The organism is Dyella flagellata (assembly GCF_030160275.1).
Lineage (GTDB): Bacteria > Pseudomonadota > Gammaproteobacteria > Xanthomonadales > Rhodanobacteraceae > Dyella_B > Dyella_B flagellata.
On record NZ_BSOA01000015.1, the window covers coordinates 106,362 to 120,359 of the forward strand.

Below are 13,998 nucleotides of genomic sequence, written 5' to 3' on the forward strand. Positions count from 1 at the left end.
GTGACCTTTGGAGGATCGACAGGGCTCCCAGACAAACGTGAGCCACGGTGATTTGCTTACATGAATGAGCGCGGACCGGATTCCTATCGCACTGTCATCGCCTTCATCGCCTTGCTCATCCTGGTAACACTGGTCGCTCTTGACGCGCCGCGCTTCACGCAGCCATTAGCAAAACCGAAAGTCGTCCCATCCGCACGGCCGATCTTGCCTACCGTCGAGCTGTGGCTGAGCACGGCGGATCGTCGGCTGAAACTGCAGCGGCAACCCGACATTGAAATGACTGCCCGCGGCTCGTCGCCCGCCGATATCGTCATCGACGTCCAGAAAAGATTTCAAACTATGGTCGGTTTCGGCGCGGCGATGACCGACTCCTCGGCGTGGTTGATCCAGCACAAGCTGAATTTCTTCCAGCGCAGGGCCCTGTTGCACGAGCTGTATGGCCCGCCACCCGCTCTTGGCTTCAATATGATGCGCCTGACCGTTGGCGCTTCGGATTTCTCGCTGAAGCCGTACACCCTGGATGATGTTCCCTTCGGCCAGGTCGACCCGCAACTGCAGCATTTCAATGTCACGCCGACCGTGCAGGACGTGATACCGACGGTGCGCCAGATCCTTGCCATCAATCCGGGGCTGCGCATCGTCGCCTCGCCATGGAGCGCACCGGCGTGGATGAAGACCAGCGAGAACCTTATTGGCGGGGAGTTGCTGCCGCAGTACGAAAGTACGTACGCGGACTATCTCGTCAAGTATCTCGACACATATCTGGGTTACGGTATCCCCATCTTCGCGGTGACCTTACAGAACGAGCCCGGGTTCGTACCCATTACGTATCCGGGCATGGAAGTGCCTGAGGCGACACGGGCGCGCATCGTCGCGCAATACCTCGGCCCGAAGCTGGCGAGCCGCAAGCAGAAAACCCAGATTTGGGAATGGGACCACAACTGGAGTCAGCCTGAGCAACCATTGAGCATGTTGGCGACTCCCGATGCCGCGCGTTATATCGATGGCGTTGCTTGGCATTGCTATGAGGGTAGCCAGTACGCCCAAGGCCGTGTCCATCGTGCGTCCCCCCAAAAAGACACCTACATCACCGAGTGCTCCGGAGGCGATTGGGCATCGAGCGCAAACGGCGAGTTGCTTTGGTTTACCCGAGAGCTGCTGGTCACCGGTATCAGGCAGTGGGCTCGTGGCGTCGTGTATTGGAACTTGGCACTCGACGAGCAACACGGCCCGCATTTCGGCGGTTGTGATGCCTGCAAGGGCGTCGTCACCATCAACTCCCATACAGGTGAGGTAGGCCGCAACGACGAATATTACGCGCTGGCGCACTTCAGCCGATTCGTCTTGCCCGGCGCCGTTCGGGTGGAATCGACCATGACCGACAAGGGCTTCAACAACGTGGCATTCCAGAATGCCACTGACGGATCGATCGTACTGGTGATCGTAAACAGCAATGCGTCTGAGCATCCTGTCTCGATCGCCCAAGGGCAGACTCGCTTCGAATACACGATGCCGCCGCAAAGCGTGGCGACGTTCGTGTGGAACCCGGGCCGCACGGAAGCATGGATGCGGCGCGCCCTCGATTGGTTCAATAGGAGTCGCTAGGGCAAGGGGTTACGCAATCGAGGTGCGCCATAGTCCTCGGGAGCCACGTTGCACTCTCCTGCAGTGACCTCCGGCAGGGATGACCAACGCCACTGTGCGCGTACCCGCAGCAACTGCCATACTGCAATCACGTCTATAGGGGAATTAATAATGTTCGTTTCTGGCCAAAAGGTCGCTTTTGCCATGCCCGTCGGGGTGCCGGCTTGGCAGCGTTGGTTGCTGTATTCGTCGGTCGCCCGGCTGGTGATATTTATCGCTGTGTTCGTGCCCAGTGTCATGCTGGTAACCAAGGCGCTGCATGCTTTGGGATGGACGCATGGTGCCCCTCCCTTGCAGGCGGGCTTGGGTCAGTTTTTTGGGCGCACGGTGCCGGAATTGACCGCCTTCTTGCTGTTGACTCGTTTCATCGAGCGTCGCACGCCTACCGAACTGGTGTCGCGCACGATGTTTTCTCGGGCGTTGACCGGGTTGTTGATAGGCACGCTATTGTTTAGCACCGTCGTGGGCGTGATGTGGCTACTCGGTAGCTACCATGTCACGGGTTTCAATCCGCATGCCAATTGGGTGACGGCGCTGCTGATGGTGGGCCTTGGCGCTGGCATTGGCGAGGAGATCCTGTTTCGCGGCGCGCTTTTTCGCATCGTGGAGGAAGGCTTTGGCAGCTGGGCGGCGTTGATCGTCTCGGCACTGTTCTTTGGCCTGGCGCACATCAGCAACCCGGGCGCCACGCTATGGAGTTCGGCCGCCATCACGATCGAGGCCGGCTTCCTGTTTGGCCTGCTTTACATGGTCACACGCTCATTGCCGTTGTGTATGGGCCTGCACTGCGCGTGGAATTTCTGCCAGGGTACGGTCTATGGCATTCCCGTTTCAGGCACGTCGGCAGATGGTTGGCTGGTCTCTACCCGCACCGGTCCCGATTGGCTCACCGGCGGATCGTTCGGCGCCGAGGCATCGGTGATCGCCCTGTTTACATGCACTACGTTGTCAGTGGTGCTGCTCATCATCGCCCTGAAACGCGGCTGCGTCGTTTCACCTGCCTGGATACGCCGTAAGCAATCCGTGGCGCAGATCGATTCTTTGGAAGCAGCGGCCTAGCTGCTGAGCACTGTAAGCATGGTCTTTCGGCCGCCTTTAATCGCCCCGTCAATTCAGCAAATGCCAGAATGACGGGGCGTGCTCACGCAGGATTTGTGTGATCGGCCGCACCCTTCGCTTGGCGGCCTGCCATCCCTCCGCCATGGCATGGCATCATCCGCTGCGATCTCTAGTCCTGAATGACTCAGAGGAACTAGATCGCGCCCAATTCGATGTACCACCTGATAACGAGCCATTGGAGATAATGGTATGCGCAAGGTGACCGCCTTAGTTGCTTTCTGCCTCAGTGTTCCGTTGCTAGCCAGCGGACAAACACCGACTAGTGATCTGGCCACGCCACCACCCACGGCACAGCGCTTCGCTATCGTGTCTACTACTGCGAGGCATGGGACCTCCACGCGGTGGGTGGCTTCCGACGGCACCAGGATGGGGCGGGAAAGCTCGCTTTTGCGTGGCCTCGTCAACGAAACGGATAGTGCCTCACACACAGGCAGCGACGGCATGTTCGATCGTGTTGTCGTTCGTGGTCGCACATCGTTCGGCGACGCTGCCGAAACATTTGCGATCAAAAAAGATGTAGCTACATGGAAGAGCGCGGTGGATGCTGGCTCGGCGCCCTATCATTCGCCCGCGGAGTACCTCAGCTATGGCGGCCCGTTTGATTTGCAAGCCGACTTCATCGAGGCCTTGCTCGCTCGGGCCGACAAATCGTTAGCCATGTTACCTAGCGGCCAGGCTCATGCCGAAGTGCTCGCTAATGCCTTCGTCGGCAATGGCGCTTCAAAGAAGAAAGTAATCGCCTATGTCATTACGGGTGTCAACAATACGCCCTTCGTGATATGGGCCGATGGAGCGGGCAAGATGTTCGCCCAAATCGACTCATTGGCGCTGTCTTATATCCTTGAGGGTTACGAAAGCGCGGTTCCGATGCTGCAAAAGGCGCAGACCGATGCATTGGCTTTGCGTTCGCGCAACATCGCGCAGAAGTTTCTGAAAGAACCCGCCGCACCCATCGCGTTTGTAAAGGTGCGCGCATTCGTCGATGGAAATCGATTCGCCGACGACCAAACCGTTGTCGTCGATCATGGACTCATCACAAAGGTCGGTCCGTCCGGCAGCATACCTGTGCCCAAGGGCGCAGACGTCATCGATGGCACTGGGAAAACCTTGGTGCCCGGCCTGTGGGACGCGCATCAGCACGTAGAAGGCGATTCGACTGGTCCGGTGCTGCTATCGCTGGGCATCACCTCCGTACGCGATCCCGGCAACGTCAATCCCCTTACGTTATCGCGCGCGGCCAGACGCGCTAAGGGTGAACTGCTGCTTCCGCACGTCTACCCTTCATCGCTGATCGATGGCAAAAGTCCTTACACCGCGCAAGTGGGCAGTGTCGCGACGTCCCAAGACCAGGCTCTTGCTCTGGTACGACAAGCGAAGGCCGACGGCTTTGTGGCGATAAAGATCTACGGTTCGTTCAATCCCGCATGGGTGAGCGCCACGGCTGCCGAGGCACATCGCCTGGGTTTGCATGTGCATGGGCACCTCCCCGTAGGAATGCGCCCCGCACAGGCTATTGCTGACGGTTACGATGAGCTTACCCACATCTACTACGTGATCATGCAGGCCATGCCGGATTCGGTGACTTCGGCTGCCGGCCTTAAGCGTGTAGAGGGGCCAGCACGCCTAGCCAAGGATGTTGACCTCAATGCGGAGCCGATGAAATCTCTGATTGCAACGATGGCGCAACGCAAGATCACTGCCGATCCTACGCTCGCAGTCGTCGAGGCCTTCTACGTCCAGGACAACGGCAATCTTTCGCCTGCATATGCTCCGTTTGCCGGCACATTACCCGCGAGCTTCGAACGTGGCTTGCGCCAAGGCGGCTTGGCTGTTCCCGCGGGACTCACACGCGCAGACTACCGCGCCAGCTTCGCCAAGTTGCAAAGTCTGGTGGGTGTCCTGCACAAGGCCGGCGTGCCCATCGTCGCGGGAACGGACGGCTATGGCATGGAACTGGTGCGCGAGCTTGAGCTTTACGTGGGCGCCGGACTCACCACCACCGAAGCGCTTGAAAGCGCCACCATTGTGCCGGCACACCTGGTTGGCGCCGACAACCGCACCGGCTCCATCGAAGTGGGCAAGGCTGCCGACCTGCTGCTGGTCAACGGCAACCCGCAAGTCAACATCGGCGAACTGCGTCAAACCCAACTCGTGATGATGGATGGGGTGCTGATGGATGCCGATGCCTTACGTACGGTAGCTGGGTTTTCCGGTGTACCGGCGGACAAAGCGCTATAACGCCATAGGGAAGGAGGTTGCTAAATGCTTCAGGCACCTCCTTCCTGCTCTTGCGAAAAGTAGTACGCGGCTCACTCTGATCGACCTATTTGCCAACGCCCCGGAACTTGGGATCGAACGAAAATTCGAGGACGGGTGAGAATACCGATTCAAAGCCTTTATACGGAAGCGGTTGCGCCCGTAGGACTGCGCCTTCCACAGCACGCCTACTTGTCGTGTCATAAGGGCACGATTGATCCACAGCAGCGCTTACGACCCAGCCACCGGGTCTTTGGACGACTTTTACGAGACATGGTACCTGGGGCATGAATTCCGGCCGCACGAATTGGCTTCGAACGGCCTGACCAATGGTCTCCACGTATCTGGCAGCCAGCTCTTTGGCTTTCATCTGCGCCTGAGCTTCGTCCAACTTTTTGAACAGCTCATCTATCTTGGCCTTCTGGCAAGCTTTGAGCGTAGGACCAACGTGGCAAGGCGTGGATGACGAACTACTCGAATCGGGTACAAAGTTTATGTCTAGCTTAGCCCGAAAGGCAGCTTCGAAACCTTTGTAAGGTAGCGGCGACGAATCCATGATCGCCTTGACCATTCGTTGCTTTTCAATGTCGTTATACCGGCAGTATGGAAGAAGCGCTGCCTGCACAACCACACCACCTGGCTTTTGTGTGACTTCAACCACACACGCACCCACCAAGCCTGGGTCGGGATGCCAATGGGACATGACTTCGTGGGTTATCGCCGCTACATACGCATTTGTGAGCTGATCATGTTGTGTGATTTCTTGACTCTGCGTGTCCTGAAATGCAAACGCGATCTGCGTAGTAGCCATCTGCAAGACCAGAAAAAATGGCAACGTGATCGCAGTTAGTCGACTTATTTTGAACATGTAAATTCCTGTTTAGCGCTCAATTCACTTCCCGCTCTCCAGGACTTCAGGCGTGCATTGCCGAGGGATGAAACACCCAATACAGACCGACGAGCACAATGACGGAAACAAGGAGGCAAAGCAGTCCTGCACCCAATACATTCCAATTGGACTTGAAAATGTATCGAGTGGATTCGGCAATCGTCTGCTTAGAGGCCTGATAGTTCGTGGCAATGTATCGAGCGATAACCACGTAAGCAACAGTCAGTGGCGTGCTTGGAAACTTGCCTGGCAACAGCGGTAAAACGATCACAAGAGCCACAATCAGCAGCGCACCGGCAATCAAGCACATTCGCGCAGCGAACTTGTTTCCCAGTGCAGTGAAGTTATGCCGCAGGAAGTAGATAAGCCCAACCGGACCACCTAAAAACGCGCCCATGGCCGCTTGCATGGGTGAATAGAGAGCGATACTGGCAGACTCCGACCGCTCGAGCGTTGCCGCCGGGGCGGCGTATGGATTGTGCGACATGTTTTCCCCGTCATCCAGCGTTCTTATAGCAAACCCAAGTTCACACATATCAAGTCGTCCATGGCTTCTCCAAAGTTCAAGCAAAACTGAACGCTATGCATTGCAGTTTCAGCCGATCGATCCACCCTTGCCGCCGCGCGAATATTTCTAGGTGCCAGCCCTGCAATAGGAGCTCAATACCTGTGCCATTGGATCCTGCGGTTGCAGAATCATGGTTGGGGATGGTGGGTAGGCGTCAACCAGCTTTCCATCAGCGTCGTATAACCACTCGACGCCGTAATCCAGCCTATTGCCCTTGCATCCATAGCTCAAGGACATGATGCGTGTCGTAAACGTCTCTTTTTTGGTGCTGCGTGTAACAACCTGCGGCTTGCGATATACCATTTTGAACCAGGCTGATAGCCCCGCCCCCAGCTTTGGCGTAGCCTGTGCGTCGATGTAGGAAAAGCTGCTGTTGTCTAGGTAGAAGTCGGCTTGTGAAGTTGTCTGAACCTTGCGCCAGCCATCCGTTGGTGAATCGGACAGCACCACGTACGGCCCTAGCTGTTCGTGCACGACGCAATCCCGCCCAAGGATGCGCGTCGTGGAGAATTTTCCATCGCCACCCTTGCATTCGAACAGAAATCCAAATTCCTGCGATGGATTGGCTTGGGCTCGTATCCATTCCCGCAGCTTTGCCTGCTCAAGGGGCGTAGGCATCGGCGAGGCGGAAGGCGTCGCCTGGAGCTTGAGGCTCACCGGCAACGTCACCCATTCATCCACCGGCCGGCCATCATGGGTGGCCGGGTTGAATGACCATGCCTTGACGCTGGACAGCGCGGCCTGGTCGAGTTCGGGAAAGCCGCTGGTCTTATCTAGGCGCGCTTCCGCAACCTGACCGCTCGCATCGACATGCGCTAGCACCATGGCAACACCTTCATGGTGCGATTTGACCGCATCGGCCGGGTATTGAAGATTTGCCTTCAGCACCGAAGCATGAGAGGGCGCCGCGGCGTCTGACGCATGCGCCGAAGACACGCAAACCAACAAGGCTATGACCTTGACGAGACGGTTATCCATATTTTCCCCTGTACGACCAGCCATGATTCGGGTTGACGGAGCCGCCAAAAAAGCCACCCGCCAGGCTCTCTCTAAGTGTCATGGTAGCGAAACCGCGAACTGCCGGGCCAGCAGCTCAACCAAATGGGAGTGACGAGCAAAGTCCGGAAAACCTCATGGCGTCACATCCCTCCCCTCCCCCGCTGCAATGAATTGGGACGTCACCTGGGGCGGTAGACCGCCCATGCTCATCGTGGCTGTCGCCATCACGCCCAAACTCGCGCCCTTGTGCGTCGGCGTCAAGGTGCAAGCACCATGCAATCCGGTGCTTACCCAGGCAGCTTCGCCATCAGACAGAATGACCTTGGACACTACTGCCTCGGGTTGCATGGCACCTGGGTATAGGCGATGCATCCGGTCACCTATCTCACGATAGACGCGATCCGTTGGCGCCATTTCCTTACCTGCTTCCTGGATTCGCACGAGAACGCCGCCGTCCGCAACGAATTGGAGCTCAACATCCTGTCCGATGCGGATCACGTTATCGACCCAACAAACCGATGGTTTTGCCACCACGGCACTGGTCAGTATTGCTAGCGGCAAGCAGCAGGCCATGCGGGTCAAATGTGAGGGATCGCAGAAGCGGCGCGATAGTTCTTTGGCAACATCCTTGGAAGGCATGTTCACGACTCTCTAATGAAACGACTGGGAAATGGCCGCCCGGTGCAGGACGTCCTATTTTTCCTCAGGTCAGAAGCGAACATTGGCCATTTGTGCGCAATCAGTACAAGCTTACGGCCACGGCAGCGGCCGGAACCGCAATCAATGCGATCACCAAGATCGAACGCTTTTTGGCTTCCGGAAAGCTGCGCCCCGAGAGCCAAAGCGAGCTGAGGATGCCTAAGACCCCAAGCAGCATGACACTGGTGCTGAGGTGCCGCTGAGCCTCAATGACTGAACGCGGAATCGTCGGCGCTGGATCCCCTAACACGGCCGTGGTGCCGCAGAACGCCGCCAGCCAACCGGCGACTGCGAGTACTAGAGCCAAATTGGCCAAACGACCTGCACTCATTCCTTCCCCTGTCCCTGTCAAGTCGTCATCATCCTACGTTTGGCTTTGCCTTAACGGACGTTGCCGCGCCGGCTGGACGTAAGCATCGTCTATGGCAAGCAAATTATTTATGCGCGACGACTCTCATACTCGCGCACATGGCACGCCGCACGTCCCGTCAAGGCATGCTTCACTTACCCGACATGACAGTAAAAGAAAACGTCACGGGCGATCCGGCCGCTTCTTTTCCACCTTGGCCTTTTCGGGCGCCTGGCCGGAATGCGAAACATCACGGGCAAAGCTGTTCGTCGACTTGAAATGCTTGGCTTGCTCGACGACAGACGTGATCTTCTTGCCGGAATAAATCGAATGAATGGTCGCTACCGAAAGGGGGCGTGGTGTGTCGTTCATTCGGGCACCTGGGCGGGTGATGACTGGATTAGTCACCATACTCCTAAACCGTCGGCTGTGCAGGGCCCTCCTTTCCCATAACCAAGAGGCTTCGGCAGTACACAATCCCAGTTGTTTCCTTGGTGTACTATAGTTGGCTTGACTTAGCTTGTTTCCCGCGTTTCGCGTCGCCGTTCAGCAGTTGTACGCCACGCTTCCTCACGAACCGCCTCGGCCAAGAGGCGGCGCTCCACCAGAGCACTAATGCCAGACTGTTCCACTCGTCCCTCAGACCCTATCCCGCCCGGGCGGAAAGATAAGAAAGCAGCTCATTGCGAGAGCTGCGCAGCGGTGTGCTGTCGCCTGACCGTCGTCTTGACGCCGGAAGACCATATTCCTCCTGAGTACACCACCTATCTTCCCAACGGTGTTCACGTGATGGCACACGGCGAAGACGGATGGTGTGTAGCGCTAGACCGCAACCACATGAACTGCGGCATTTACGAGAGTCGCCCAAGTACCTGTCGACGATTCGTCATGAACGGCCCGTATTGCAGGGCGGTTCGTTCCGATTACGCCAAGCAGGCTTCGAATGGAAACGGCGCTACCAAAGTTGCCAAGTAGCTCCCGGCCAAGAGCAAGTTCCCTTCGGCGCCAGGTAAAATCACCTCCCTTGCATATAGTGAGTCACTGTCTCTTGGCGACCAAAGGTCTCGCATGAATTCGCCCGACACCACTGGCCCACAAATATGGGTGGATGGCGACGCCTGCCCCGGTGTGATCAAAGAGATCCTGTTCCGCGCCGCCGAGCGAGCAAAGATTCATGTGACGCTGATCGCCAATCATGCGCTACCGCGTCCCACGTCGCGCTATATCCGCGCCCTTACGGTGCGGGGCGGGTTTGACGAGGCGGATAACGAAATTGTCGCGCGTATGCAGGCCGGCGATCTTGTCGTTACGCAGGACATTCCGCTCGCCGCGCGCGTGATCGACAAGGGCGGCATAGCGATCAATCCGCGCGGTGAACGCTATACGCCCGAAAACATGGCCGAACGCTTGTCGATGCGCAACTTCATGGAGGAACTGCGCGGGGCCGGCGTTCAAACTGGCGGCCCGTCAGCCTTTCATATGCGTGACCGGCAGTCCTTTGCCAACCAGCTTGATCGCTGGCTATCGCAAGTCACGAAGCAAAGCACTTCCTCAAAGGAGTGAAGCAAGCTCTCGGGGATGAAAAGCCCGATTGTGCGATCATGTCGCATGACCGCCTTTAACACGCTTCCCCTCAAGCCCGCCCTGCTCACCAGTGTCGAAACACTGGGCTACAGCGAGATGACGCCCATCCAGGCGCAAAGCCTTCCGGCCATGCTCGAAGGGCGCGATGTGATCGCCCAGGCGCAGACCGGCAGCGGCAAGACCGCCGCGTTCGGACTGAGCCTGCTGCAGTCGCTGGGAGTGGAAACGATCCGCTTGCAAGCGCTGGTACTGTGCCCAACGCGCGAGCTCGCCGACCAGGTGAGCAAGGCCATTCGCAAGCTCGCCGCGAACATCCCCAACGTCAAGCTGCTGACCTTGTGCGGCGGCATGCCTTTGGGACCGCAGCTGGCCTCGCTGACACACGATCCGCATATCGTGGTCGGCACGCCCGGTCGTGTACAGGAACACCTCAAGCGCGGCAGCCTGCACGGCGGCGGCATCAAGGTGCTGGTGCTGGACGAGGCCGACCGCATGCTGGACATGGGCTTCAGCGAAGCCATCGACGACATCGTCGGGCGCATCGCCAAGCATCACCAGACCCTGTTGTTCTCGGCCACCTACCCGGACGAGATCCGCGAAGTGAGTCGACGTCTACAGCGCAACCCCGTCGAAATCACCGTAGAAGCACCTACCGACACCAAGCCCGCGATCGAGCAGCAATTCATCGACGTAGATCCCAACCGCAAGCTCGATGCGTTGGCCCAGCTGCTTACCGGCGAACGCGGCCAGCATGCGCTGGTGTTCTGCAATATGCGCCGCGATGTAGACGCGGTGGCGGAAGAGCTGGACCGCCGCGGATTTTCCGCGCTGGCCTTGCATGGCGACATGGAACAGCGCGATCGCGACGAAGTGCTGGTGCAGTTCGCCAATCGCAGCTGCTCCGTACTGATTGCCACCGATGTCGCGGCGCGCGGGCTGGACATCACCGCACTGCCGCTGGTGATCAGCTACGACGTTGCCCACGATCCCGATACGCATACGCATCGCATCGGCCGCACCGGCCGCGCCGGTCAAACGGGCTTGGCGATAACGCTATGCACGCCGCGCGAACAACCCAAGGCCGAAAACATCGAGCAGGTGCTCGGCCGGCCGCTGGCCTGGCATCCGCTGAAGATTTCGCCACCGCGTGGCAAGACGCTGAACCTTGCGCCAATGAAGACCTTGGTCATCGATGCCGGGCGGCAGGACAAGCTACGCCCCGGCGACATTCTCGGTGCACTGACCGGCGACGCCGGACTCAAGGCGGACGACGTCGGCAAGATCGACGTGTTCGCCACGCGCGCTTATGTGGCAATCACTCGATCGCTGGCGAACAGGGCATTGGAGCGCTTGCGTGCAGGCAAGATCAAAGGGCGCAATTTGCGAGTCCGGTCGCTGCATTGATGCTACTGATGGGTACTGATCCGCACAGCTCAACCGTAGGTAGGCTGGGATGACAATCCCAGCATCGGATGCCGGGCGCGTCATCGAGAGCTGGGATTGTCATCCCAGCCTACGCGTCCCACACACATACTGATTGACCGACCGCTGGAGATGCCCTGGTCAAAAAGGCTATAGTCCTTGCGAGAAGACTCCACGCAATCGATACGAAGACCTGATCCATGCTCACTGTCTTTATGCGTATACGCTGCATCCTTCCCGCCATGGCTATTGCACTCGCCACTTCCGCCACGGCTTCCGACTCGCCACCCGTCGCAACCATCGCCACCGGCAAGCTGTCGGGCGTTCATGACAGCAAGACTGGCTTGAACGAATTCAAAGGCATCCCGTATGCCGCGCCTCCCGTCGGGCCATTGCGTTGGAAGCCGCCGCAACCCGTAACCGCATGGGCAGGGACACGGCAGGCCGAACAGTTCGGTCCACGCTGCATGCAGCGCCCGATCTTCAGTGACATGATGTTTCGCTCCAACGGCATGAGCGAAAACTGCCTGTATCTCAATATATGGACGCCCGCGCGCCAGCCGAACGAGAAGTTGCCGGTGCTGGTGTACTTCTATGGCGGTGGCTTCTCCGGTGGCGACGGTTCGGAATACCGCTACGACGGGGCCAGTCTCGCCCAACGAGGGATCGTCACCGTCACGGTGAACTATCGCCTGGATGTGTTCGGTTTCCTTGCGTTGCCGGCGCTGGCCGCCGAGTCGCCACAACACGCCACCGGCAACTATGGCCTGCTCGACCAGAATGCTGCCCTGCGTTGGGTTCAGCGCAACATCGCCGCTTTTGGCGGCGATCCGGATCAGGTCACCATCGGCGGGGAATCGGCCGGCTCCATGTCGGTGTCGGCGCAGATGGCCTCACCGTTGTCGAAGGGTTTGATGCAGCGTGCCATCGGTGAGAGCGGCTCCATCCTCGGCAATCTCAAACCAAGACCCTTGGCCTTGGCCAAGCAGCAAGGCGAGGCTTTCCAGCAGCGCGTCGGTGCGCACTCGCCGGAGCAGTTGCGCGCCATGAGTGCCGATGTGCTGCTCAAGGCCGCCGGCGAGAAGGAGGTGCCCGAGTTCTACCCTACCGTCGACGGTTATTTCCTGCCTCGATCGCCGGAGGACATCTACCAGGCCGGTGCGCAGGCGCATATTCCGCTGCTGCTAGGCTCCAATTCGCAGGAAGGAGATTACCCCAGCGTGCTTGACGACCAGGCGCCTACGCCCGCGAACTATCGCGCCGCCATGGAAAAGCGCTTCGGCGTGCATGCGGCCGAGGCATTGAAGCTCTATCCGGGCCGCACCGAAGCGGAAATCAAGGCTTCTGGCACGGCCGTCGCAGGCGACCAGTTCATCGCTTCGGCTACCTGGCGCTGGATGAAACTGCAACGCCAGACCGGACGAGCCCCGGTGTATTACTACTATTTCACCCAGGCGCGCCCAGCCAAGCTGGATGGCAGCGCTGGCCCGGATGCAGGAGCGGTGCATAGCGGCGAGATCGAATACGCGCTGGGCAATCTATCCAGCAACCACGTCTATGCCTGGACTCCCGCCGACCACCAGGTTTCCGATCTCATGCAAGGCTACTGGGCCAACTTCATCAAGACCGGCAATCCCAATGGCGCGGGACTACCGGCTTGGCCGGCCGTCGCAAGCAAGAATGGTGGCCTCTTGCGGCAGGTGATCGGCGCGGACACGCACGAGCTTATAGACCATAGCGCTGCGCGCTATGAATTTCTGCAACGCATCGATCCTGACGCGCACCTCTAGTCGAGTCTGCGACAGCCCTACAGGACACCCGGGATCAAGGCCTTGGTCCGGCGCATGTAATCCACGTACGCCGTACCGAACTGCTCGCGCATCCACGCTTCTTCGTGCCGCAGCTTGTACCAGAACGCTGCGGCAATGATGGCCAGCGCAAGCAGGCAACGCCATTGATCCCTAACCAGAGCGGTGCCGAGCAATCCCAATAACACGCCGGTGTAGATCGGGTGACGCACCCAGTGATACGGGCCGGCCGTTACCAGCTCGTGGTCCTGCTTCAGCTGCACCGTGGCGCTCCAGTTGCGCCCCAGCACCACGCGTGCCCAACAGGCGAAGGCCAAGCCCAGCAGCAAAAGGACCATTCCGATCCAAGCCAGTGCCGCCTCGACCGGTAGAAAGGGCTGCAGCAGCCACGGCCACCAACGCCCCGGCGCGACGGCAAGCATCAGCAGGACGCCGATCACCAAGGGTACCCGGTACACCAGTAACGTCCCCCAGCTATCCACACGCGCAGCTGCTTTCGTGCCACAAGAACTGACCCACCAGTAGATCAGCCAGGCCAGCCAGATGAGCGAGATGGCGTAGTCAAATGGAAACGACATCGGGGCTATCTCTGGAAAGGCGATGCTTTCAAGATAGGCCGCGACCATGCCAGGGTCGAGTGATGTTTGTCAGGCGCAAACGG

General features: G+C 58.8%; 14 protein-coding genes. 7 read left to right on the forward strand and 7 right to left on the reverse strand.

Annotation, left to right across the window (positions count from 1 at the left end; translation table 11 throughout):
* Window positions 1-60: 60 nt before the first annotated feature.
* The 3 genes from QQJ96_RS09430 (at window position 61) to QQJ96_RS09440 (ending at window position 5,001) form a co-directional block, all read left to right on the forward strand.
* Window positions 61-1,605 carry a glycoside hydrolase family 30 protein gene (locus tag QQJ96_RS09430; RefSeq protein WP_284331738.1) on the forward strand — a complete coding sequence of 515 codons (1,545 nt, stop codon included), beginning with the start codon at window positions 61-63 and terminating at the stop codon, window positions 1,603-1,605.
* A 150-nt stretch (window positions 1,606-1,755) separates the two neighbouring features.
* A complete protein-coding gene (locus tag QQJ96_RS09435; RefSeq protein WP_284331739.1) occupies window positions 1,756-2,703 on the forward strand; it encodes a CPBP family intramembrane glutamic endopeptidase in 948 nt (315 codons plus the stop codon).
* 501 nt (window positions 2,704-3,204) lie between these two features.
* Window positions 3,205-5,001: an amidohydrolase family protein gene (locus tag QQJ96_RS09440; RefSeq protein WP_284331740.1), complete on the forward strand. Its 1,797-nt coding sequence runs from the start codon at window positions 3,205-3,207 to the stop codon at window positions 4,999-5,001.
* An 85-nt stretch (window positions 5,002-5,086) separates the two neighbouring features.
* On the opposite strand, the gene QQJ96_RS09445 is transcribed toward QQJ96_RS09440, so the two are convergent.
* The 6 genes from QQJ96_RS09445 to QQJ96_RS09470 all read right to left on the reverse strand — a co-directional run bounded on the left by QQJ96_RS09445 (window position 5,087) and on the right by QQJ96_RS09470 (window position 8,895).
* Entirely contained in the window at window positions 5,087-5,887 is an 801-nt protein-coding gene (locus QQJ96_RS09445; RefSeq protein ID WP_284331741.1) for an energy transducer TonB, read from the reverse strand.
* Between the two features lie 46 nt (window positions 5,888-5,933).
* Window positions 5,934-6,395, reverse strand: coding sequence for a hypothetical protein (locus QQJ96_RS09450; protein WP_284331742.1), 462 nt, complete (start codon window positions 6,393-6,395; stop codon window positions 5,934-5,936).
* 147 nt (window positions 6,396-6,542) lie between these two features.
* Window positions 6,543-7,478, reverse strand: a complete 936-nt coding sequence (locus tag QQJ96_RS09455; RefSeq protein ID WP_284331743.1) for an energy transducer TonB — start codon at window positions 7,476-7,478, stop codon at window positions 6,543-6,545.
* A gap of 129 nt (window positions 7,479-7,607) precedes the next feature.
* A complete protein-coding gene (locus QQJ96_RS09460; protein ID WP_284331744.1) occupies window positions 7,608-8,114 on the reverse strand; it encodes a hypothetical protein in 507 nt (168 codons plus the stop codon).
* A 100-nt stretch (window positions 8,115-8,214) separates the two neighbouring features.
* Entirely contained in the window at window positions 8,215-8,505 is a 291-nt protein-coding gene (locus QQJ96_RS09465) for a hypothetical protein (protein ID WP_284331745.1), read from the reverse strand.
* Window positions 8,506-8,706: 201 nt separating this feature from the next.
* A complete protein-coding gene (locus QQJ96_RS09470) occupies window positions 8,707-8,895 on the reverse strand; it encodes a hypothetical protein (protein WP_284331746.1) in 189 nt (62 codons plus the stop codon).
* Between the two features lie 243 nt (window positions 8,896-9,138).
* Here QQJ96_RS09470 and QQJ96_RS09475 point away from each other — a divergent pair, with 243 nt between their 5' ends.
* The 4 genes from QQJ96_RS09475 (at window position 9,139) to QQJ96_RS09490 (ending at window position 13,319) form a co-directional block, all read left to right on the forward strand.
* Window positions 9,139-9,498, forward strand: coding sequence for a YkgJ family cysteine cluster protein (locus QQJ96_RS09475; RefSeq protein ID WP_284331747.1), 360 nt, complete (start codon window positions 9,139-9,141; stop codon window positions 9,496-9,498).
* 93 nt (window positions 9,499-9,591) lie between these two features.
* Window positions 9,592-10,086, forward strand: coding sequence for a YaiI/YqxD family protein (locus tag QQJ96_RS09480; protein WP_284331748.1), 495 nt, complete (start codon window positions 9,592-9,594; stop codon window positions 10,084-10,086).
* Window positions 10,087-10,131: 45 nt separating this feature from the next.
* A complete protein-coding gene (gene dbpA / locus QQJ96_RS09485) occupies window positions 10,132-11,511 on the forward strand; it encodes an ATP-dependent RNA helicase DbpA (RefSeq protein WP_284331749.1) in 1,380 nt (459 codons plus the stop codon).
* Window positions 11,512-11,771: 260 nt separating this feature from the next.
* Entirely contained in the window at window positions 11,772-13,319 is a 1,548-nt protein-coding gene (locus QQJ96_RS09490; RefSeq protein WP_284331750.1) for a carboxylesterase/lipase family protein, read from the forward strand.
* Window positions 13,320-13,336: 17 nt separating this feature from the next.
* Here the strand turns inward: QQJ96_RS09490 and QQJ96_RS09495 are convergent, their stop codons facing one another.
* The gene (locus QQJ96_RS09495) at window positions 13,337-13,915 is read right to left on the reverse strand and encodes a methyltransferase family protein (protein WP_284331751.1); all 579 of its coding nucleotides are present in this window, start codon (window positions 13,913-13,915) and stop codon (window positions 13,337-13,339) included.
* Window positions 13,916-13,998 lie beyond the last annotated feature (83 nt).